22 protein-coding genes are annotated in these 22,671 nt (G+C 45.7%); 3 read left to right on the forward strand and 19 right to left on the reverse strand.

Annotated elements, in window-relative coordinates:
• Positions 1 to 28: 28 nt before the first annotated feature.
• Genes LNN34_RS14725 through opuAA form a run of 3 tightly spaced genes read right to left on the reverse strand, consistent with a single transcriptional unit; the run spans position 29 to position 3,016 of the window.
• Entirely contained in the window at positions 29 to 910 is an 882-nt protein-coding gene (locus LNN34_RS14725; RefSeq protein WP_024120136.1) for a glycine betaine ABC transporter substrate-binding protein, read from the reverse strand.
• Positions 910 to 1,758: a glycine/proline betaine ABC transporter permease subunit OpuAB gene (opuAB, locus tag LNN34_RS14730; protein ID WP_024120135.1), complete on the reverse strand. Its 849-nt coding sequence runs from the start codon at positions 1,756 to 1,758 to the stop codon at positions 910 to 912. The genes LNN34_RS14725 and opuAB overlap by 1 nt, the downstream gene beginning before the upstream one ends.
• Before the next feature lies 1 nt (position 1,759).
• Entirely contained in the window at positions 1,760 to 3,016 is a 1,257-nt protein-coding gene (gene opuAA, locus LNN34_RS14735) for a glycine/proline betaine ABC transporter ATP-binding protein OpuAA (RefSeq protein WP_024120134.1), read from the reverse strand.
• A gap of 290 nt (positions 3,017 to 3,306) precedes the next feature.
• Between opuAA and LNN34_RS14740 the strand changes: the two genes are divergently transcribed.
• Both LNN34_RS14740 and LNN34_RS14745 read left to right on the forward strand, forming a co-directional pair.
• Entirely contained in the window at positions 3,307 to 3,609 is a 303-nt protein-coding gene (locus LNN34_RS14740) for an ArsR/SmtB family transcription factor (protein WP_081638228.1), read from the forward strand.
• Between the two features lie 66 nt (positions 3,610 to 3,675).
• Positions 3,676 to 4,857, forward strand: a complete 1,182-nt coding sequence (locus LNN34_RS14745) for an MFS transporter (protein ID WP_229043716.1) — start codon at positions 3,676 to 3,678, stop codon at positions 4,855 to 4,857.
• Positions 4,858 to 4,870: 13 nt separating this feature from the next.
• Here LNN34_RS14745 and niaP read toward each other — a convergent pair whose 3' ends face one another.
• The 11 genes from niaP to LNN34_RS14800 all read right to left on the reverse strand — a co-directional run bounded on the left by niaP (position 4,871) and on the right by LNN34_RS14800 (position 16,025).
• Complete coding sequence (gene niaP / locus LNN34_RS14750) at positions 4,871 to 6,073, reverse strand: niacin permease NiaP (RefSeq protein WP_106021227.1); 1,203 nt, start codon at positions 6,071 to 6,073, stop codon at positions 4,871 to 4,873.
• A gap of 121 nt (positions 6,074 to 6,194) precedes the next feature.
• Positions 6,195 to 7,286 (reverse strand): toxic anion resistance protein, encoded by a 1,092-nt coding sequence (locus LNN34_RS14755; protein ID WP_010332934.1) that lies wholly within the window; start codon positions 7,284 to 7,286, stop codon positions 6,195 to 6,197.
• A 15-nt stretch (positions 7,287 to 7,301) separates the two neighbouring features.
• Entirely contained in the window at positions 7,302 to 8,915 is a 1,614-nt protein-coding gene (locus LNN34_RS14760) for a YceG family protein (protein WP_103672196.1), read from the reverse strand.
• A gap of 31 nt (positions 8,916 to 8,946) precedes the next feature.
• Positions 8,947 to 9,747 carry an HAD family hydrolase gene (locus tag LNN34_RS14765; RefSeq protein ID WP_213418274.1) on the reverse strand — a complete coding sequence of 267 codons (801 nt, stop codon included), beginning with the start codon at positions 9,745 to 9,747 and terminating at the stop codon, positions 8,947 to 8,949.
• Entirely contained in the window at positions 9,744 to 10,853 is a 1,110-nt protein-coding gene (locus LNN34_RS14770) for a cysteine protease StiP family protein (protein ID WP_229043717.1), read from the reverse strand. The genes LNN34_RS14765 and LNN34_RS14770 overlap by 4 nt, the downstream gene beginning before the upstream one ends.
• Positions 10,854 to 10,859: 6 nt before the next feature.
• Positions 10,860 to 12,170 (reverse strand): phosphoribosyltransferase family protein, encoded by a 1,311-nt coding sequence (locus LNN34_RS14775; protein WP_229043750.1) that lies wholly within the window; start codon positions 12,168 to 12,170, stop codon positions 10,860 to 10,862.
• Positions 12,160 to 13,320, reverse strand: a complete 1,161-nt coding sequence (locus LNN34_RS14780; RefSeq protein ID WP_229043751.1) for an HpcH/HpaI aldolase/citrate lyase family protein — start codon at positions 13,318 to 13,320, stop codon at positions 12,160 to 12,162. Before LNN34_RS14780 ends, LNN34_RS14775 begins: the two co-directional genes overlap by 11 nt.
• Before the next feature lie 62 nt (positions 13,321 to 13,382).
• The gene (locus LNN34_RS14785) at positions 13,383 to 14,156 is read right to left on the reverse strand and encodes a TerC family protein (protein WP_024120125.1); all 774 of its coding nucleotides are present in this window, start codon (positions 14,154 to 14,156) and stop codon (positions 13,383 to 13,385) included.
• Between the two features lie 51 nt (positions 14,157 to 14,207).
• Positions 14,208 to 14,786 carry a TerD family protein gene (locus LNN34_RS14790; protein WP_010332927.1) on the reverse strand — a complete coding sequence of 193 codons (579 nt, stop codon included), beginning with the start codon at positions 14,784 to 14,786 and terminating at the stop codon, positions 14,208 to 14,210.
• A gap of 35 nt (positions 14,787 to 14,821) precedes the next feature.
• The gene (locus tag LNN34_RS14795; RefSeq protein WP_010332926.1) at positions 14,822 to 15,403 is read right to left on the reverse strand and encodes a TerD family protein; all 582 of its coding nucleotides are present in this window, start codon (positions 15,401 to 15,403) and stop codon (positions 14,822 to 14,824) included.
• Positions 15,404 to 15,425: 22 nt separating this feature from the next.
• Complete coding sequence (locus LNN34_RS14800) at positions 15,426 to 16,025, reverse strand: TerD family protein (RefSeq protein WP_010332925.1); 600 nt, start codon at positions 16,023 to 16,025, stop codon at positions 15,426 to 15,428.
• A gap of 287 nt (positions 16,026 to 16,312) precedes the next feature.
• Between LNN34_RS14800 and LNN34_RS14805 the strand changes: the two genes are divergently transcribed.
• Positions 16,313 to 17,308 (forward strand): LLM class flavin-dependent oxidoreductase, encoded by a 996-nt coding sequence (locus LNN34_RS14805; protein ID WP_229043718.1) that lies wholly within the window; start codon positions 16,313 to 16,315, stop codon positions 17,306 to 17,308.
• A gap of 40 nt (positions 17,309 to 17,348) precedes the next feature.
• On the opposite strand, the gene znuB is transcribed toward LNN34_RS14805, so the two are convergent.
• The 5 genes from znuB to LNN34_RS14830 all read right to left on the reverse strand — a co-directional run bounded on the left by znuB (position 17,349) and on the right by LNN34_RS14830 (position 22,560).
• Entirely contained in the window at positions 17,349 to 18,191 is an 843-nt protein-coding gene (znuB, locus tag LNN34_RS14810; RefSeq protein WP_024120123.1) for a zinc ABC transporter permease ZnuB, read from the reverse strand.
• Positions 18,149 to 18,844: a zinc ABC transporter ATP-binding protein ZnuC gene (znuC, locus tag LNN34_RS14815; RefSeq protein WP_024120122.1), complete on the reverse strand. Its 696-nt coding sequence runs from the start codon at positions 18,842 to 18,844 to the stop codon at positions 18,149 to 18,151. The genes znuB and znuC overlap by 43 nt, the downstream gene beginning before the upstream one ends.
• 57 nt (positions 18,845 to 18,901) lie before the next feature.
• Entirely contained in the window at positions 18,902 to 19,876 is a 975-nt protein-coding gene (locus LNN34_RS14820) for a metal ABC transporter substrate-binding protein (RefSeq protein ID WP_229043719.1), read from the reverse strand.
• Positions 19,877 to 20,067: 191 nt separating this feature from the next.
• A complete protein-coding gene (locus LNN34_RS14825) occupies positions 20,068 to 21,756 on the reverse strand; it encodes a glycoside hydrolase family 13 protein (RefSeq protein WP_229043720.1) in 1,689 nt (562 codons plus the stop codon).
• Positions 21,757 to 21,783: 27 nt separating this feature from the next.
• Entirely contained in the window at positions 21,784 to 22,560 is a 777-nt protein-coding gene (locus tag LNN34_RS14830) for an SDR family oxidoreductase (RefSeq protein WP_229043721.1), read from the reverse strand.
• Between the last annotated feature and the right edge of the window lie 111 nt (positions 22,561 to 22,671).

Below are 22,671 nucleotides of genomic sequence, written 5' to 3' on the forward strand. Positions count from 1 at the left end.
GCAGCCTGCGAACAGGCTGCTTTCTTCATTATTTCTTTAGATCTTCAATTGAGTTGACGTTTTTCATATATTGAGGCACAACAAGACCCATCTTCACGCCAGTGATACTGACGCCTACATCATCATATTTGCCTTTATATTTGACAGCGTATGGTTTATGGGTATTCGGCAGCCATGCGGAAAGGGATGCGTCCGCGCTTCCCGTCGCAATCGCCGTCCACATCGGACCAGCTTCTACCTGAGTGAGTTTCACGTCATAGCCCAAGTCTTCTAAGACTTTGCCCATAACGTTTGTACTTGCAATCTCACTGTCCCACGCCACATAGGCAAGGTTGATTTTGTCTCCCTTGACCTTTTGCACGCCTTTGGTCCACTCCGCGATTTGATCCTTATGCTTCTTCACATACTCAGCAGCGGCTTTGGAAGGTTTCTCGCCTTCTTCCACCTTGATCATCACTTCACCCATGTCGTCTTGCGTCCATTTAAACTGGCTCAGAAGCTTAACGGCATTCGGCTGTTCTTTGCTGAAGCCTTTTCTGGTGATCGTATGAATCTCCTCAGCACTGCCGTAAGTTTTTTTCGGATCATCGAGATATTTTAATTTATATCTGGAGAACATCCAATGCGGTGTCCATCCTGTGATAATAATTGGTTTCTTACGGTCGTATGACTTTTTGAGCGTAGCAGTCATAGCAGCGCTTGACGATGAAATCAGTGTCCAGTCGTCCAGGTTATAATCCTTCAACGCTTGATCAGTCAGGCTCATAATACCTGAACCGGGGTCAATCCCGATGATCGTCTTATTCACCTGTTCAGCCGCGGACGCATTTTCGTCGTTTTCTTGTCCGCAAGCCGCAAGTGAGAGTGCCAGCATGGCGGAAACACCGATACCGATGATTTTTTTAAACATCAGGCATTCCCCCTGCTTTTCTTCTTCACTTTAATATTTTGTGTAATACGGTCGAGCGTAATCGCAACGATAACGATAGCAATACCTGCTTCTACACCGACCCCTGTTTTCAGCTGTGTAACGGCGCTGTATACTTCTGAACCTAATCCCGGCGCACCGACCATTGCTGCGATAACAACCATTGATAATGCAAGCATGATACTTTGGTTGATCCCGGCAAGAATGGTTTTTGTTGCAAGCGGAAGCTGAACTTTAAACAAACGCTGAGCTGTTGTAGAACCAAACGCTTCAGTTGCTTCAATCAGATCCGCAGGCACTTGTTTAATACCGAGAACCGTCATACGGATTGTCGGCGGCATTGCGAAGATAACAGACGCAACGACACCCGGCACAACACCGATATTAAAGAAGAAAATTGCCGGCAAAAGATATACGAAAGCAGGCATTGTCTGCATTAAATCAAGGATAGGCGTTACGATACGGCGAACCGTTTCTTTCTGCGAAGCCCAAATTCCGATCGGCACACCGACCACAATCGAAATAATGACGGATGTGACAACCAGCGCTAACGTTTGCAGCATTGGGTCCCAATATCCTAAATAATCAATTACGAGAAACCCAATTAAAGTGAACAGCGCAATTCCTCTCGTACTGATCCACCATGCAAGAGCTGCGAAAATAATCGTTAACAAAATAGAAGGAATAAATCCAAGCCCGCTTACAATCCCGTTTACAAAAACGGCCAAGCCATTTGCGATTCCGTCGAGGAACCCGCCGAACGTTATCGTAATCCAGTCAACAAAACGGTCAATGATATCTGCTAAAGGTATTCTAGGCAGTCTATCCAATTTACTTCACCTCCCGTACAGAAGGATCTTGTGTTTGCTCAGCAGTGCCCTCAACATTGATATAATCGTTATTGCCCGCAAGTGCGCCAATCAGCGCGCCTCTTACGACAATCCCTTTCATTCTTTGCTTTTCATCTACAACCGCAATTGGAATATTCGCGTCAGACACAACGTCAAAAATCTCAGTCAGATACGTATTCTCTGGTACAGTCGTAAATTCCGTATTCAAGATATCCTGAAGGGATAAATCAGACTCGGCTGCTTTTTTCGCATCAGCTGCGTAAATGACACCTAACAATTGTTTCTGTTTATCGACTGCATAAATAGATGAAATCCCTAGGTTTTTCATCAGTGTTAACGCAACGCGAGGCCCTTTATCAATCCGCACCGTTTCAGCGCGTTTCATAATGTGGCCGGCAGTTAATACTTTAGACAAATCAACGTCCTCAACGAATTTCTCAACATATTCGTTGGACGGATTCATGAGGATTTCTTCCGGCGTGCCGATCTGAACGATATTTCCGTCCTTCATCAGAGCGATTCTGTCGCCGATGCGAAGCGCTTCGTCCAGGTCGTGCGTAATAAAAATAATCGTTTTTCCGACATTATCATGCAGATCCAGAAGTTCATCCTGCATATCTTTACGGATTAATGGATCAAGCGCACTGAATGCTTCGTCCATCAGAAGGATGTCCGGATTATTCGTCAAAGCGCGGGCAAGGCCGACACGCTGCTGCATTCCGCCCGAAAGCTGGTCAGGGTATTGGTGTTCAAATCCTTCAAGTCCGACAAGTTTAAGCGACTCAAGCGCTTTTTGCTGGCGCTCCTGTTTGTCTACACCTTGAAGCTCCAGTCCGTATTCTGTGTTTTCAAGTATCGTTCTGTGCGGGAACAGAGCGAACTTTTGGAAGACCATACTGATTTTTTTCCGGCGGACTTCCCGGAGCTGGTCTTTAGACATATTTGTTATCATGTCACCATCAATGTAAATTTTTCCGGCAGTCGGTTCAATAAGCCGGTTTAACAGCCGTACTAAAGTTGATTTACCGCTCCCTGATAGACCCATGATGACAAATATCTCACCATCATATACATCAAAATCTGCTTGGTTAACCCCAACGGTTGATCCGGTTGCTTTCAGGATCTCTTTTTTATTTTTTCCGTCGGCAAGCATTTGAACTGCTTTCTTGGTTTGTTTCCCAAAAATCTTAGAGACTTTCTCGACTTTTATCTTAATCGGTTTCTCATCTACACTCATATTTTCCCTCCATATTAAGCAATCTTTATTACCGTACCATTTATGTAACAACACACACAAACCGCATATTCTCTTTTATTCTGTACCATTTCATGATAAACATCCCTGTGACCCCAAGACCTTATTTATGCTTCTAAATACTCGGTAATCCTCCTTTATTATTGTATTTTACAGGTAAAATTAAGCCTTTTTTAAATTGAAAACGCTTTTATTGAACCAAAAATCCTTCTTCCTCTTATGACTTCAAGCTCCTTTACTGGAAAAATAAGTTGCTTTTTCATCTCTATGTAATGTATTATAGTTTCATGACTATGAAACAATCAGAAGACCATATCAGAGCTCACATATTCAAAGCATTGTCTGACGAATCCAGGCTTGCAATTATTCGTACGCTTTATTACAGCGGAAAAGAACTCAGCTGCGGTGAAGTAGGTGAAAAATGCAATATCGTCAAAACCACAGCATCTTATCATTTCAAAACGCTGCGTGAAGCGGGATTGACTGCAACGCGAAAAGATTCACGGACAAAATATGTCAGGCTGCGTGAAGACACCTTTCAAACATACCTGCCTGGCTTTCTGGAGACCCTCTAAAAAGGGTTTTCTATATACATATCTGTTTCATAGTTTTAAAATCATAAAACTATAGGAGTGTTAAAATTGAAACTTATTTGGCTTTTTTTCAGTGTAATGTTTGTCATCGGCACAGATACCTTTTTGCTCTCACCGCTTCTCCCGCTTTTGCAGGACCAATTCCATGTCTCCACTGATTTGTCAGGCTGGATGGTCAGTGCTTATGCGCTCGGTTATGCGCTGTTTGCTTTGGCAGCCGGTCCGATCTCTGACCGCTTTAATCGGAAAACAGTGATGCTGTCGGGGCTTGCGGGCTTTATCCTTTCCACGTTTTTATGCGGCATCGCTCCCTCCTTTGCCGCCATGTGTGCATTCCGTTTTGCCGCCGGTGTCAGCGCCGCGTTTGTGACGCCTCAAATTTGGGCATCCATCCCTGTCATCGTCCATGCCTCAAAAGTGTTAAAAAGCATGGGGATTGCAACAGCAGGATTAGCGGCTTCACAAATGCTCGGGCTTCCGATCGGCGGATTTTTGGCTTCCTTCACTTGGCACACGCCCTTTTTCGTTCTGTCAGCAGGCTCGCTGGTTCTCCTGTTCATTTTGGCGGCGGCCATGCCAGATATTCGTCCTGCAGAAGCGGCAGCACACCGTTCATCTATAGTCAGCCCTTATCGTGAGCTGTTTTCACTGCCAAAAACATCGATGATCCTGCTTGCTTATTTTCTCTTTCAAACAGGAAATTTCGCCACGTTCAGCTTTCTCGGCACCTGGCTTTCTGCAGATTATCATCTAACCGTATCCCAAATCGGCGCCGCGATGCTTGTACTGGGGCTGGGAAATATGCTTGGAAGCCTTATAGGAAGCAAAATTGCATCAAAGCTCGGAACGTGTAAGACATTAATGAGCGGCATGCTGCTGATGGGCGGGCTCTATTTTTCCCTTCCTTTCTTCCCTACCTTATTTATTGTAGAAACCAGCTTTTTTCTGACTTTCTTTATAGCGGGGATCATTTTTCCGTTAATGATGGGGATATTCCAGTCCATTTCACCGAACGCGCGCGGAACGATTGCATCTCTTTCCAATGCGGCTATGTATGCAGGGACCACTGTCGGCACATGCCTTGCCGGATTTTTATATCAAAACACGCATCATTTTGGAGCTGTCACGGCGTTTACGGCGATTTTATTTGTCCTGTCTATGGCCCTTTATCAAACAAGCAGAAAAAACAAACACCAAGCTGCCGGTTTCCATGTAAAAAGCACCTCATGATGAGGTGCTTTTGTTATTCAAGCTCAGTTTGTTTCGTTTCTTTTCCCATAATCAAAATGCACGCGACCGCCAGTAAAATGGCAATGCAAAAGATTGAAAAAATCACTGAAAATGAAATATGGCGGGCGGCGAGTGTTCCGACGAGCAGCGGGCCGAAAATGCCGCCGATTCTTCCAAACGCCGCTGTGGTTCCTGAACCTGTCGCGCGAATCGATGTTGGGTATTGCTCCGGTGTATAGGCATACAGCACGCCCCACGCGCCAAGATTAAAGAAGGACAACAGCATTCCAGCCGTCAGCAGCAGACCTAAGGAATCTGCCGTTCCGAAGAAATACGCGCTTCCCGCTGTTCCGATCAAATAAATAACCAGTATCCATTTCCGGCCCGCCTTTTCGATCAGCCACGCAGCCGAAAAATAGCCCGGAAGCTGAGCAAGCGTCATCAGCAGAACATATTCAAAGCTTTGAATCATGCTGAACCCTTTTAACAGCATCACACTCGGCAGCCACAAAAACATCCCATAATAAGAAAAGACAACGCAGAACCAGACGATCGACAGCATTACCGTCGGCCGTACATACTGTTTCGCCCAAACGCTTTTCACGTTCTCCCACACCGATTTCTTTTTCATAGAAAGCGATTCGTACTTTGGCGAATCAGGCAATCCTGTCCGCAAGTACAGCGCATAAAATGCCGACAGTGCGGTTAAAAGCAAAGCCGCCTGCCAGCCGAAGCTTGGAATGACAAAATAAGAAATAAGCGCCGCTGCCAGCCAGCCCACAGCCCAAAAGCTTTCGAGAAGCACAATGACCCGGCCCCGTTTTTCAGGCACAACCGCTTCCGAAACAAGCGTTGAAGCGACAGGCAGTTCGCCGCCAAGTCCCATCCCAATTACAAAACGCAGAATGAGAAATGCCGATAAGCTTGTGACGAAAGCTGATATACCGCTTCCGATTGAAAAGCATAAAAGAGTAATGATAAATACTTTTTTGCGGCCGATTCGATCAGCCAGCAATCCAAACAAAAACGCACCCACAGCCATGCCGATGGAATTTACGCTTCCGATCCATTTCATTTCTTCAGGCGAAAGATTCCACTCCACGTGGAGCGCGGCGATAATAAACGATAATATTCCGACATCCATTGCATCAAACAGCCACCCTAAACCGGCGACACCCAGCAGCTTACGCTGGGATATAGGCTGTTGTTTTCCCATAGCCAACACCTCTGATATGCAAAATGATTACCGTTTAAGTTTACACCTGTCTTTACACATTGTCATTACCTAATTGATGTCAATCAAAAACCCCGCTTATGATTCACAAGCGGGGGTCTTTTTATTGCTGTAATGCTGCTTTTTTAATATTATCCTGCAGCTGGGCAATTCGTCTTGCGCCCTCTTCCCGAAGGCGTTTGTTTTCTTCTTCGATTTGTTTTGTTTCCTGCATGCCGCTGACAATCGTGTTCCAAGAGGATTCGATCGTTTCTATATCAATGCTTGGTCTGCCGGCCATTCTGGCAATTTCAACACTCTGGTTCGAGATGTTCTCCGCATTGCGTTTCAGCATCTCATTTGTCCGGCGGTCAAGCTCGCTCATAGAGTCAGCCACAAGCTTTTGACGTTTCACCGTAACAGCCTGAATAATGCCGTTTTTGAAAATCGGAATGGTGATGATAAAAGCGGAGTTAATTTTCCCGATCAGCTTAGCGTTACCGCGCTGGAGCAGTCGGATCTGCGGTGCGGTTTGAAGCGCCACCATTCGCGCCATATCAAGATCATACACGCGTTCCTCAAGCGCCTGAATGCCGTTGCGCAGCGTATCGAGCTGCATTTGCGCAAGCTGGTTTCCGCTTGCCGCTTTTTCTTCATATGAAGGTAGGATTGACTGCATCTCTTCCAGCTTCATTTGACCGGCAACAACGTATTTTTCAAGCTCCATGTAGTAGTTGATATTGTTTTCATACATTTCATCGAGTGTGTAGTTTGTTTTTGTCATCTCATCTTTATATTTGGAAATCTCAACGTTGATTTTTTCAATTTCTCCGCCGAGCGTCTGGTACTTTTTAAAGATTTTCTCAATCATGCTGCCGCCGCGTTTGAAGATTTTGGCCATCAGTCCCTTGGGCTCGTCAAAATCATTTTTGTCAAAGCGGTCCATGATTTTTCCAAGCTGAGTCAGCATTGTGCCTGAGTCTGTCACGCTTGTTGTTTTCATCATTCCTAAGATGCGGTCAGAGAACTTGGAAATTTCAACAGCCGGCTCCTTTCCATACTCCAGCAGCTCCATTTGGTTTTTCACGTCAATTTGCTGGGCGAGGCGCTGCACCTCTGGTTCCTGGCGGAGCTGCAGGCGGATATCGTCTGCCTTTTGCTGAGAAATTTCTTCGTTTTTATCGAGAACAAGCGGATTTTGATTTTCTGTTGTCATGCTTTTCTTCTCTCCTTACTTTTGGGTAATCGTTCTGAACAGCCTTTTCACGAGCGAAGGCTCTTTATAGTCCTGCTGAAACACCATGTCGTCCAGCCAGTGGATATCATACTGATCCTCTTCAATATAATGCTCAATGTCTTGATGTCCGGGAGGATTATAAATGACGATATCAATGCCGATTTCATTTAAAAACAGCAGGGCTGCGGCGTCTGATCGTGTGAGCTCACCGTTCATTTCCGTATGATACAGCACCAGTTTCGGAACAGTCTGCGCATAGTCGAACATTTGAATCAATTTCAGTAGGTTAGCGGGAAGGTTTGTTGTTTGTTTAAACAAGTAGATCTGAACATCCTTGACCTGTTCCTGATGCAATGCCTTCAGCCGCGGGTGTCTGCACATTCTCGAGATCGTTTTGGCGATCGCGGTCTGAATGCCTGCCGGAAGCTGTTTGTACTGCCACACATTGCTTGCGATCAGCTTGTCCGGATCGATGTTTCCTTCATGATCAAGCGCGTGGCTGTAATGAAATTGATAGTTTGATTTGATTTCTTCTGTAAACGGAAAGCTTCGAATTATCTCCGTTTCTGGATAGTCCGCCATTGTATGAAGTCTGTTCCAATATTCTTTATTGTCCTTCGACACACCCATAATTTTGGCAAACACATTCGGAATATCGATCGAATGTTTATCGGCTTTGAAATTCGGGCGAATAAACGCACGTTCTTTCGCAATTAAAAACAGTTCATCATAGGTCGTTTTCAGCGTCACGGAAACCGGTGTGTGGTCTCTGAACTGCCAAGGCTTGTACAGCATGGATTCCTCGTGATTCAGCACATGCTCAATTTCCTTTGTCGATCGATACGCCACCGTTGATTTACGGTCAGGTTTTTCTTTCGGGAATGGCTGAAGATCTGAAACATCCGGAAGCTTTTCCGTGAAGCTTAGCTCCTGCTTAGGGTCAACGAGCGTCAGCTGATCGGTTCCCGCCGGATGGAACAATAGAACATCACAGCCGACAAGCATCAAATAATATAAGAAATACAGCTGGCTTTTCGTCGCGTCTCCATACCAGACCACCTTCGGCATCTCCCGCTCTATATCGGCTTTTTCCAGCCAAGGATTCAGGTGGTTCAAGGAAAACTTTGAAACATCAAGAAGCACTCTGCGAAAATCAGGATGATTCAGCCCCTGCTCATGATTTTCGGCAAAGGTATGTAAAAGCGTCATCAGTGCTTTTCTTAAATGGCGGTGCAGCAATGAATTGGAATGCTTCGCAATCAGCTGTTCCCCGTCCAGAAAGGCGACAAAGCGGCTGACCGAAAGGCCTTTTTCCTTCTGGTTGATGGAATGAATATGCTGAAGCGCCTGAAAGGTTTCGGGTGCAATTGTTTTATCAAGTGTTTCGCTCAGGACATAAATATGATCGTTTACAGAAAGTTCATACAGCTCGTTAAAGTAGTCGGTCTCATCAATGGGCGTGCCCAGTATTTGCCCGGCAAGCCTCGAAAAAGCAAGACCTTGTTCATTCTCATAGTGATCCCGCTCCGGCAATGGCTGAAACAGCATGCTTTTCCAATCACCATCGGCCGGAACAGCTTTATGAATGATTAGCTCTTCTTGTCTCATCATATCCTCCTTTCTGGTTTGTTTGTGTATATTACACGTGTTTTAATTTGGATATTTGCGATAAAACTGACGCTGTGATTTCTTCACCCGCCAGCATGCCGCTTGCAATTGTTTTGCGTAGTTCCGGATCGTGACTCAATACCTCTCCGTGCGCGGGTGCGATGCCAAAATCGGCTTCCCGGATCAGTTCAAGATCAAGCAGCGAGTCTCCAGCCGTATAGATTTCATCAAGAGAGAGCCTGGATTTCAGGTATTCAACTGCTTTCCACTTATTAAGCGGATTGGGAATAAAGTAAAGCTTCCGCCCCTGCAGAGATACTTGCCAGCCCTTATCGGCGCCCCACTCTTTCACAGCGGATATATCGATATACGGTATTTTTTCCTCATGTAAAATGAGATACACGAAATAGTGATGGGCGATTCGGGTTCTTTTTACCGCCTCTGATAAAGAGAGACCTGCGATTTCCCTCAGTATGGCCTCGATCGGCAGACACGACGCCAGCTCCTCTTTCATCAGCTCGTCCCACTCTTTCAGAGGCTCGCCGTCTTTTAAGATGCACCCGCCATTTGTTGTCACCGCATATTCCGGCACAATGTCCTGCTGGAAACATCCGATTCTCTTATACTGTTCGTTTGTACGCGTGGTGACGGGGATAAAATAGTGATCCTTCTGAATCTGATTTAAGTGCTCTTTTACGGCTGAGGAAATATAGGAAAGCTCCCGCCCATTTAATGTTTCAATCAGCTCAATCCCGGCTTCCTTATCGGGCGTGCCGATCATGTGCCTTGAATAAATTAATGTTCTGTCTAAATCGCTGGCAAACGCGTTCATAGGCTTTTCTCCGCCGGACGAATCAGCCCGCAGCAGCTGTAAGACATGTTCTCGTATTCTTCTACAGGCACTCCCCGATCCTTTGCCAGTAAAAGAATATGTTTCAGCGTTTCTTCAGCGCCAGGCTGAATCAGTATTTTCCAAGGCACTCTGCGAAGAAGCACACGGGTCGTTTCTCCGACACCAGGTTTAATCAGGTTCGTATTGCTGATGCCAAATTGCTTTCGGATCGTCTCAATGGAAGCCAAGCCGTCCCAAGCCGGTTTCATACGTACGCGCTGCAAGCCAATCGCCAGACGTTCTGCTTCTTTACAAATAGACGGAAATTGCTCGGCTATCGTTTCAATATAGAATACAGAAACATCCTCTTCGCTCAGCTCACGGTAATATTTCGCCCCGTGAAAATCATCCGGCCCGATCCATTTTTCATTTAAGACCGTGCGGCTGACAAGACCCGAGACCGTAGAGTTCAAGCAGGCACTCGGAATCAGAAAATCCTCCTTCGTTCCGTAGATGTCCGCGCAATCACCCGGATCGGCAAGCACCGCAATTTCTGAGGAAAGTCTCGTATTCCAGCGCTGGTTAAACTGTTCGATGGATCGATTCAGTTCTTTAGTAATAGCGCCTTTGCCTGTCCAGCCGTCGATAAAGGCGATTTTTCCGTCTGGATGATGCTTCAGCATATACTGCAAGGCGTTTTCATCAATTCCCCTGTCCCGAATAATCGATATGCTGTAGTGCGGAACTGAGACGTGATACTTCATCTTGATGTACCGTTTGATCAATACACCGACCGGCGTGCCCGCCCTTGCCAGACTGCACAAAACCATATGCTCACCGTGTTTGGCGAAAAGCTGCTCCGCTACAGCTCCGGCCGCTAACGCAACCTTCTGTTTACTATCTTCAAGCGAGGCATAAAACAGTTTCATATATTCATCTGTCGGCTTATATTCGATCGGCAGCATCTCTGAGTAATGGGTGCCGCTTTGGATCGAGCGTTCCCGTTCTTCCGTGCTTTTTTCAATCGAAACAGCGGACAAATCTTTTAATAGAAAGGTGACATCCTCCTTCGGATAGCTCCCAATCTGGTCAATTATCTCAGTCAATTCAGATCACACCTTTCGTGAAAGGGTTACAATGTGGATATGCGGCACTTCTTTTTCTTTGAATATATGAAAAATTGGCTGTAACGCCTCATCCGAAACGGTCTTTTCAAGACAGAAAAAGACCTCGTCATACGCTCCGGCGGGGAGGTTATAGATAAAATGGCGAACCGCCTCATCTTCGGGATTCATAAATGAATAACCGTTTTGCACAGCATAGCCCGCTTTGACAACAGGGTGAATCGGGCTGCGGGTAGTAGAGTGATAGGAAATGGAGCCCTGAAGATGCGCTGCGATTTTCATAGGAATGTACATCAGCTCTCCCGTTCCAAGCACAAGCGTTCTTCTCCCCTTCCGATACTGTTCCACATGCTGCGCAGCTAGGCGGCAGGCCTCGTGAACCGCCTGCCTGTCACTCGCCTTTAAGCCAAACCGCCCTGTTTCCTTCACATAAAAATGCTCGTCTGCGAATATGGCCGGCTGATAAGGTAAGGATGCAAAGAAGCCGGACAAGTCTATGTCTGTTCTGTTTATTGCTGATTCCTGCGGCTTCGGTCTGTAATCATAGGAGGACTCTGACAAAAGCTCTCCTTTAAAGGAAATGCGCCCAGACAGTAAAGCTGTTGTTGATATGGTAACCCCTAATTCCCGTTCCGCTTCAGCATAAGCTTGTTTGTGCTCCTCAGTGCGCCAATCCAATAAAGACAAAACAGCGTATTCTTTGCGGGGGAACTTCGATTGTATATCCCGAATGATATGCAGTGCGGTTTTTCCTGTCGTGATTTCATCATCCACGAGAATCACCGGGCAATCGTTGTTGATCATATGAGGTTCCGCATAGCATAGCTGGTCGGTCGCATGGGAGTGCTCCTCGACAAAGGTAATGGAAGGCTCGTTGTTCCGTATCAGTTCACGTGTTGTATGGACATACGACGCATTCTCAATGCAGTCATAAACCGCGTGTCCAAGGGCTGTCGCCGTTTCCGCAAACCCGATCACAAGCGGCGCCTCCTCTAGTGCCATGCGCTGCTTTTGCAATGTTTGATAAGCATCCCGAAGCCCGCTGTCCGTTCCTGAAAGAAACCCGTTCAGAATGTCGGCCTTCTCCTTCAGCTCACGGCCCGTTTTTCGTTCAGCGTACTCCAAAGCAAGCAGCCCTGACGCCAAAAGCGGCTTCAGCGGATGAACTGGAATATGCTTTCCCAGCACTTTGCTGACAAATAAAAAACCCCTTTTTTTGTTTACACGCGCCGCCATTTCAAATAAGACTTGCTCCGGAATAGAAAGCGGATTGTCAGTGACCGACAGATCAACCGCCATATTGTCCAATATTTGAAGTGTTTTGCTGTTCGTTGAGCAAATCGGAGAAAGATCGGTTTTCATGATACACCCCATAGATTTCTGATTTTATTATGATGTTCTCAGCCCATTTCATATGGGGCTTCATCTCATTCATTTTGTTGGAAAAATGGCTTTTCATCACACCGATTGAACCGTTTCCGTGATGAATAATGCTTAACGCATCCATATAGTCTTCCTTTGATACAACATACAGGCTGTTTACCGCTTTAAGCTGAGACGGGTGAATGACCGTTTTCCCGTGAATCCCGTTAGCGATATCAAGCTCTGTTTCCTTCACCAAACCTTTGACTTGCTCATTCAGCTCAGAAGGCTGGTGCGCTGACAGAAGGTGAGGCTTTTGCGCTGTCTGGAAATATTCCCAGACCGGTCCAGAAACGACAAACGTCCGGCCGAAATAATTGATGACATCCGCCATAAAATCGGAAATCAGGCGAATATCATAGATGGTTTGCCCCGGCTTTCTCCGGATGCCGTATAACCCGCACAAATCAGTCGCACCGATTCGCACATTTAAAATCAAGTCCTGATATTGATGCAGAACCGCACTCAGCTCTCCGAAAGCCTCCGGCCGCGTCTCTTTAGAAAGCAAATCGGGCGTTTCTAAAATCGGCATTCCATAAATCGGCGCTCTCCTATCGCGAGAAATGTTTTCCAGCGTTTCCGCATAGTCACGGGCGTTCACTCCTGAACATTTCGGAAACACAAAACCGGTTAACAAATGAAGAAAGCGCTTCAAGCGGCCCGCCAGCTCCTGCAGCTGCTTCGGAGAACGCACCCTTACAAACATGAGCGGAAGATTATCCGGTTCTATTTTGTTTTGCTGAATCGCCTGTTCTATGCGCTCAAGCTGAATGTTGAGATTATGTTCAGCCTGCTCGACTTCATGATCCCCAATCGCATCCTCTAAGCAGAAAACAACGGACGTTAGATCCTCGTACTTTTGTTCAGTAATCATAGCGGCTATGTCGTGGCGGGTTGCAGGCATATATAATAGGGCTCCCAGCGCTTGTTCAAGCCATTTTTTAGGCGCCTCTTTCGTGACCTGTTTCGGCACTTGATAAAATACATGCTCTTCTTGACGCGCTGATAAATAGTGGAAATACCGCAAACCAGTCACCCTCTTTTCTGTAACAAAAAAGGAAGGACATGAAACTCCCTCCTTGTTTTGTTTTATTCTTCTTTTGACGCAGCTGTTTGTTCGCGCACCTGCTTTTGTTTGTTGATATAGTGAATGATAAATGTTACCGCAAATGCAGCGATAATGATAATGAAGAATACAGAATGCGGCATTTCATAATGGAAAGCGCTCCCTGCCATTTTCAGCGCGATAATTCCGATTAACACGAATGCTGTGTTTTCAAGCTCAGGGATTTTATCGATCAGCACAAGGAATACTTTTGCGACTGTACGCATCATTAAAATACCCAGCATACCGCCGATCAAAAGAACCCATACTTTTTCAGATACCGCAAACGCGGCCAAGATGCTGTCCACAGAAAAGGCAAGGTCCATCAGTTCAACTGAAATAACAGTTGCCCAGAAGATACCGAATGTACGGACCATCCAAGAGTTTTTCTTAATACCGTCTGCTTCCTCTTCTTTTTCGCCGATCCAGAAGTGCTTAATGACGAGCCAAGCCAGGTAAAGCGCGCCAAGCACTTTGATCCACCAGAATTTAATGAGAAGCATACCGAGTCCGATGAATATAAATCGGAAAATGTACGCTCCGAATAAACCATACGTTAACGCTTTTTTACGCTGTTTTTCCGGAAGATGTTTTACCATAACCGCAAGAACTAACGCGTTATCGGCCGATAAAAGGCCTTCCAGTACAACAAGGGAACCGATCAGACCCCAAGAAACCGGATCAGTCAGAACTTCCCCCCACATTTTCCAATCGAAAAATGAAGCATACGTAGACATGATGTGATGTAAAAATTCCAAGTTTTTTCCTCCTATTAATTGAAAACGGTGACTGCTTTCTTTGTCACTCGCTTACACCTGCAAACCGTAGTTCCGGCATAATGAAGCAAGGCCGCCGGAAAAACCGCTGCCGATCGCATTGAACTTCCACTCGTTTCCGTGTCTGTACAGCTCACATACGACAACGGCTGTTTCAATGGAGAAATCTTCTCCCAAATCGAAGCGAAGAAGCTCATTTTGAGTCTCTTCATCTGCAACGCGTACAAACGCGTTTGACACTTGTCCAAAGTTTTGGCTGCGTGCTTCCGCGTCATGAATTGTAACTGTGATGCCGATTTTCTCAATGTGAGCAGGGATTTTTGAAAAATCAACGATGATCTGCTCATCATCTCCGTCGCCTTCACCGGTGCGGTTGTCACCCGTATGGATGACACCGCCGCTCGGATGCTCAAGGTTATTATAGAAGACGAAATCGAGATCATTCACACAGTTATCATGCGCATCCACTAAAAAGGCTGAAGCATCCAGGTCAAAATCGTGTCCGCCTGAGTACTTATTTGTATCCCAGCCTAAACCGATCACCGCTTTTGTGAGTCCCGGATTTGTTTTCGTTAAGTCAACACGCTGTCCTTTTGCTAATTGAATGGCCATACTGCCTCTCTCCTTTCTGCTCTTCGTAATATGTCTTAACCGACTTGCAAGCCGTAGTCTGTTGCGATGCGGGCAAGACCGCCTTGGTAGCCTGAGCCGATAGCAGAGAATTTCCATTCGCCGTTGTGTCTGTAAAGCTCTCCAGCGATAATTGCCGTTTCAATAGAGAAATCTTCCGCAAGATCGTAACGAATAAGCTCTTCATTTGTTTCTTCATTGACAATGCGTACAAACGCGTTTGACACTTGTCCAAAGTTTTGGCTGCGCGCTTCCGCTTCGTGAATCGTGATAACAAATGAGATTTTGTCGATATTCGCAGGTACGGCGCTGAGATTGACTTTTACATTCTCGTCATCACCCTCGCCAAGACCTGTCAGGTTATCGCCTGAATGAACAACTGAACCGTTTCCGCCTTCAAGCTGGTTATAGAAAATAAAATCATTTTGACTTGCGCATTTTCCAGACGCATCTAAAAGAAATACACTTGAGTCAAGGTCAAAGTCATGACCGCCGTCATACTTATTCGTATCCCAGCCTAAACCGACAACAACCTTTGAAAGACCCGGATTTGTTTTTGTTAAATCTACTTTTTGTCCTTTTGCCAATGAAATTGCCATGTTTCATCCACTCCTTTTTCTTTTATACGTACCGGTTGACAATATCTTCTAATCTCGTATCGTTTGTGCCTTCGCCAACCGCCGCGAATTTCCACTCGCCGTCCTGGCGGTAGATTTCAGCCGTAATCAGGCTTGTTCTGCCGGCATAATTGTCTTTCAAATTGTATTTGAGCATTTCTTCATGATTCGATTGATCAACAACACGGATAAAAGCATTTTGAATCATGCCGAAATCCTGTTTTCTTCTCACGCAATCATAAATATTCACAACAAATACAAGCTTATTAATGTTGGCAGGCACTTTCGCCAAATCAATTAAAATCTGCTCATCATCGCCCGCTCCGTCGCCTGTCAGGTTGTCACCTGTGTGCTTGACACTGCCGCAGCGGCTTTTCAGGTTTCCAAAATAAATGACATTTTTCTTATCAGTGAATTTGCCGTTTTCCAGCATCAGCACTGATGCGTCACAGTCAATATTTGGTCCGCCTCCGCCGAGCAGCTTTCCAAAAAAGCCGCCGCCTGATGAAACCGGGTCCCAGCCGAGACCGACCATCAATTTTGACAGACCCGCTTTTCCTTTTGTTAAATCAATTCGCTGACCTTTTTCTAAAGAAATTGCCACACGATTCACTCCTAATCATCGAAATGTGAATATAGTCACATTTATTTTTACGTACAAACGTAACTTGAGTATGCCGTAAATTATTAATATATACGTTTTTTATTATATCAAAGTTTCGTAAAAGTTAAGAATAATTGACGAAAATCCTCGAAAAAAATCTCCCATATTTGATATATGTTTTGCAAATCATATGAATGGCGGATCTTAAACAAACCATTTGACGTGAGCGAGTCATTTTGCCTATTCTTGTATCACATTCTAAAAAGCAACGGAAAGGAAGCGGCCTTTTGATTCATTTAAGCATACTTGATCAGGCACCTGTTTCTAAAGGAGAAAGCCCCGTGACAACCCTTCAGCATTCGGTCGAGCTGGCCGGACGAAGTGAAGAATGGGGCTATAAGCGTTATTGGTTTGCCGAACACCACAGCACGAAAGGACTGGCAAGCACGGCACCGGAAATTATGATCGCCCGTATCGCGGCTCACACAAACAAGATTCGTGTCGGGTCTGGCGGTGTGCTTCTGCCTCAGTACAGCCCGTTTAAGGTGGCCGAGACCTTTCGCCAGCTTGAGGCCTTGTATCCGAACCGGATTGACCTTGGTCTCGGGCGTTCGCCGGGCGGAACGACGAAAACCCGGCTCGCACTAACCGACGGCATCAAAAAAAGCTTAACCGATTTTAACAGACAGCTTCAGGATGTCTCTTATTTTCTGACCGATTCGCTTCCCGCCGGGCATCCGTATGCCGGGATCAAAGCGGCTCCTCTTATTGACACAGCACCGGAGCTTTGGGTGCTTGGATTAGGGGAGAACAGCGCAAGGCGAGCGGCCCATCAGGGAATCGGATATGTGTTTGGGCATTTTATCAGCCCTGAACGAGGGGAAAGCGCGTTTCGTATCTATCGTGAAAACTTTCAGCCATCAGCCCATTTCACATCTCCGGCCGCACTGTTTACGATCTTTGTCATTTGCGCAAAAACAGATGAAGAGGCAGAGGACCTCGCGTTAAGCCAGGACTTGTGGCTTCTTCGCGTCGGGAAAGGCTTGGACAGCAGGGTGCCAAGCATTGAGGAAGCGAAAGCATACCACTATAATGAATCAAATAAAAACCAAATACGAGAAAACAGAAAGCGCATGGTCATCGGTTCTCCAAGCACTGTAAAACAGCAGCTTCTAGAGCTGGCGGACCGCTATGAAACAAATGAAATTATGGTTCTTTGCAATGTGTTTGATTTTGAGGCGAAAAAAGAATCATATGAACGTCTTGCCGGGTTATTTCTATAAAAAAAGCAGTTTTTCCCAAAGGAAAAACTGCTTTTTATTTTTATCTGTGCCCTTTTTTACGCTGGGTTTCTTTTTTGATAAACGTCCATATCCCCTGAACTGCAAATCCGATCAGGAGCAGAACAATTAACAGCAGGGTAATGGAAGGCCCTGGCGGTGTGCCGAGCTGATAAGATGATGTCAGTCCCATAAATACACTGAATAAGGAAATGAGTATGGCTGACATAAATACCATGTTAAAGCCTTTTGCGATTCTAATGGCGAAAGCTGCCGGCAATACGAGCAGTGCCGATACGAGCAGTACGCCGATAATCGGAATAATAACTGAGATCGCAAGACCAGTGACAATGCTGAATGACATCGACAGAATGTTTGTATTGATTCCGGACGTTTTGGCTGTTGCTTCATCAAATGTCAGCAGGTAGAGCGGCCTTTTCAGCACGATAAAATAAAGCAGGATCAACAATGTAATGATGCCGATAATATAGACCTGCTGCTGGTTAACCGTCACGAGCGACCCGAATAAGTACTGATCAATGCTCATATTGGCGGCGCCTTTCGAAAGGCTGATTAAAAACATCGCGAAGGACAAACCCGCCGCCATTAAGATGGCAATGGACACTTCCGAATATGTCCGATATGCCCGCCGCATGTATTCAATTCCGACCGCGCCGACAGTCACAACGACTATGCTCGCCGCGGTAATATTGGTGCTGAGGAAAAAACCGATGGCAACACCCGACAGTGAAATATGCGAGAGTGTGTCAGCCATTAAGGCCTGCCTTCTAAGCACAAGATATACCCCTAAAATCGGGGCCATGATGGCGATCATGCCGCCTGCTAGAAAAGCTCGTCGCATGAATTCCAAGTCAAACATTTCCATCCGCCTTTTTCTCCTCTCTCTAATCGAATCACTTTATCTAGAAATTGCTGTACTTCATTTTGTTCATGAGTGACCATCACAACTGTGCGATTGTGATTTTTCACCAAGTGGTGCATGAATTCGTAAAACCCTTTTCTGCTGTCATAATCAACCGCTGTGGTCGGTTCGTCCAGCATTAAGAGATCGGGATTGCTGGCAAGCATTCTGGCAATACAGATTTTCTGCTTCTGGCCGCCCGACAAGTCACCGATTTTCCGATGGCGAAGCTCCCACATTTCCACCATTTTCAGGGCTTTTTCTACTTCGATATGATCTTCTTCATTCAAACGTTTAAACCATTTCCCTTTTGTGTACCGGCCGGATTGGACAAGCTCAAGCACGGTGCTCGGAAAACCTGCATTAAATGAAGAAATTTGCTGCGGGACATACCCTATAGTCAGACGTTTTCCTTCTGCATTCTTTTTACTGATTGTTACCTTGCCTTCCCACGGTTTCAGCATGCCGAGCATCACTTTTATCAGCGTTGATTTAGAAGCGCCGTTTGGACCTGTGATGCCGACAAACTCGCCGCTTTCAATATCAAGAGATACTTTATCCAACACAGGCGTGTGGGAATAGCCAAAAACGATATCTTTCAATGAGACGAGATTCATGTCAATCTTCCTTTCTCACAAAGAAATAGTGTGCACCCTCCGGCGCACACTATCTTTTTATTTATCCAATAGTGAATCTTTCAGGGCATCGAGGTTTTGCTTCATGATGTCGATGTACCCTATACCTTTATCCTGTTCTTCTTTGCTTAAGCCTTCCAGCGTATTCAGCACTTCTGTTTTCGCGCCGATTTCACTGGCCAGTGTATCTGCAACCTTGGAGGATGCAATTTCTTCAAAATATATAATGTTCACGTCATGCTCTTTCGCATACGTTTTCAGTTTTGCTAAGTCAGCTGCACTCGGCTCTTGTTCAGGAGAAAGCCCCGCAATCGGAACCTGAGTCAGGCCGTATTCTTTTGCCAAATAGCCAAAAGCTGTGTGCTGTGTGATAAATTCTTTCTTCGCCGCTTTTTTTACGGTTGTACGATATAGTTTATCAAGATCCTGCAGTTTTGCAATATATTCTTTACTATTTTTCTCATAGTATTCTTTGTTATCCGGGTCTTGCTTCACGATTTGCGCAGTAATATTTTCAACTTCCTTTTGCGCTAAAACAGGGCTGAGCCATACATGAGGGTCCATTTCATGGCTGTGTTCATGCTCTTCGTGATCTCCGTGTTCATGTTCATGTTCATGTTCGTGTTCTTCTTCAGAGCCCTCCATTAAATCGATGCCCTTGCTCGCATTTACGAAAACCGCATGATCTTGGCCCATGCTTTTTTCAGTTGAAGGAACCCAAGTTTCCATGTATTCGCTATTATAAACGAACAAATCTGCGTCCTGAATACTTGCAATATCCTTCGGCGTCGGCTCCCAGTCGTGCGGTTCGACAGAAGACGGAATTAAAAGATCCACATCGCCCTTTTCTTTCACAATTTGTTTCGTAAATTCATACATCGGGTAGAACGTCGTGACAATGTGCAGTTTATCACTCTTTGAATCCGCTGACCCTTTCGTTGATGAGTTGCCGCATGCCGCGACCAATAAGAAGCACGCTGCAATCACAAACAAACCGCTCCATTTTTTAAACATAACGATATCCCCTCTTTTTCACAATGACTTTAAATCAAAATGATAACGATTTTGTAATCCTTAATAATAATAAACCGAAGTCATTACGTTTTGCAAGATTAATTTTATGTTGACGCTATGTTTTTATTCTTCCCGCGTGCAGCGCGGATATATGTACTGAAAAACCCGGCAAACTGCGCCGGGCTGACTTCTTATTCTCTTGTGTTCAAAAGATATACTCTGCTCTCGTAAGGCTGAAACACCATTTCATCAGCCATATCACCGTTGTTTTTATAATTGCTGAGTAAAAGGGACGCCTGATCCTTGCAGCAGCGCTCCGGCCATTGGAATACAGCCTTCTCTTTTGAAAAATTATTCACCGCCAAAAGCTTCTGCCGGCCGTTCTCTCTGACATATACAAACAGCTGCGGATCATCTGGGTGCAAGAGATCGTAGCTTCCTTTTATAAGATCTGCATACTGCTTTCTCAAACTGATCACCTTTTTGTAATAGGCTAAAATGGAATCGGGGTCTGCCTCCGCTTCCTCGGCATTGATGGATGCATAGTTCGGATTGACCTTCAGCCATGGCGTTCCGTCCGTGAATCCGGCATTCTTCCCGCTGCTCCATTGCATCGGCGTCCGGGCGTGATCCCGGCTTTTGGCCAAGATAGAAGTCATCACTTCTTCAGGATCATAGCCGTTCTCAAACACCCGTTTATGATACATATTAATCGTTTGGATATCTTTGTAGTCCTCAATTCTCGTAAACGGCGCGTTTGTCATGCCGATTTCTTCTCCTTGATAAATATACGGCGTGCCTTTCATAAAATAAAGGACAGTGGCAAGCATTTTCGCAGACTCTTTGCGATATCTCCCTTCATCTCCGAAACGGGAAACGATCCGCGGCTGGTCGTGGTTGCACCAAAACAGAGTATTCCAGCCTTTATGTTCAAGCGTCTTCTGCCACTTTGTTAATACAGATTTTAAATCAGAAAGCTTTAGGGGCTTCAGATCCCAATGTTCTTTTCCCGGCTGCTGGTCAAGCTCCATATGCTGAAAGTGAAAAATCATATTCAGTTCATGCTTATCAGTTCCCGTATATGTCAAGCCTTCCTCCGGTGTGACAGAGCCAACCTCGCCGACCGACATGACATCGTATTGTGAAAATACTTCGTCTGTCATCTCTTTTAAATAGTCATGGATGCGTTCGCCGTTCGGCTGGAAGGGTTTCGGTTCTGCACACTGATTGACGTAGTCCTCATGTGAAGGAAGGAACTCTTTCTTTGAGATCAGATGAAGCTGGTCTATACGCAAGCCGTCGACCCCTTTATCGAGCCAAAACTTCATCATGTCATATACCGCTTGGCGAACGTCAGGGTTTTCCCAGTTTAAATCAGCTTGTTTGACGGCATTCATGTGCAGATAATATTCGCCAGTGTGCTCCTCATATTGCCAAACCGGACGTCCGTAGTCTGACACCCAGTCTGTCGGCGGGCCATCTTCGGTTCCGGGGCGCCAAAAGTAATAACTGCGGTACTTGCTGTTTTTGTCCAGCTCCGCTTCTTTAAACCACGGATGCTCGACTGAGGTGTGATTTAGGACAAAATCCATGACAAGCTTTAAGCCGCGCTGATGCACCTCGTCAAGCAGATCATGAAAATCCTCCATCGTGCCGTAAGACTCCATAATCGTCTTATGGTCAGTCACATCATAACCGTAATCAACATTTGGAGAAGGGTAGATGGGACATATCCAAATCACATCTGCCCCAAGCTCCTTTATGTAGTCCAGCCGGGAAATCATTCCCCGCAAATCCCCGATCCCATCTCCATTACTGTCCTGAAAACTTCTTGGATATATTTGATAAACGACTGCATCCTTCCACCAGTCTTTTTTCATCCCGCACTCCCCCCTGTTTTTTTCTTTCTACTCGAGCTGAGACGGATAAAGTGTCATTCCCCCGTCTACAAACAGTGTTGTGCCGGTGACATAACTCGCTTCTCCCGATACGAGCCAAGCCGCTGCAGCCGCCACTTCTTCCGGTTTTCCGAAGGCTTTCATCGGAATTTTTTTCAATTGCTTTTGTCTGTTTTCTTCTTTTTTCGTGTCGACGTTGGACTCTGTGGCGATAGTGCCCGGTGCTATCGCGTTAACGCGAATTCCCTTGTCTGCATAGTTAAGCGCCAGCGTTTCCGTCATCATCTTGATGCCGCCTTTAGAAGTTGAGTATTGAACATTGACTGGGCGCGGAATCTGCTGATGAACACTTGAGATATTGAGCACGTTTCCTTTGATATTGTTCTTCATCATGTGATTGAGCGCGGCTTTTGCCCCCATAAAGGTTCCCGTTACGTTTACATCAATGACCCTTTGCCAATCTTCAAGGCTCATCTCATGCGGCATGGCTTCTGTGCCGTTGAAGCCTGAATTGTTCACCATTACATCAAGCGTGCCAAAGTGTCCTAAAGCGGCATCCATCAGCGCCTGAATCCCTTCTTCCTTTGACACGTCCGCTTCGACTGCAACGGCTTTCCCTCCATCTTGCTTAATGATGTCCACTGTTTCATCGGCTCCTGACGGGTCATTGTGATAATTCACCACCACATTCATTTTCTCGTGGCCAAAGCGTTCCGCAATGGCTTTCCCGATTCCTTTTGAAGAGCCTGTTACGATGGCTGTTTTTCCAATTAAATCTGTATACATAAATGATGTCCTCCTCTGATTTTCCATTGTGTATCTGGAAAATACCCCATTTTTCCGGGTTGAAAACAGCATAAAAAAAAGCAGAGAACCTTTTCGGTTCTCTGCCATCTC

This window comes from Bacillus sp. AF23 (assembly GCF_020861455.1).
GTDB classification, from domain to species: Bacteria; Bacillota; Bacilli; order Bacillales; family Bacillaceae; genus Bacillus; species Bacillus halotolerans.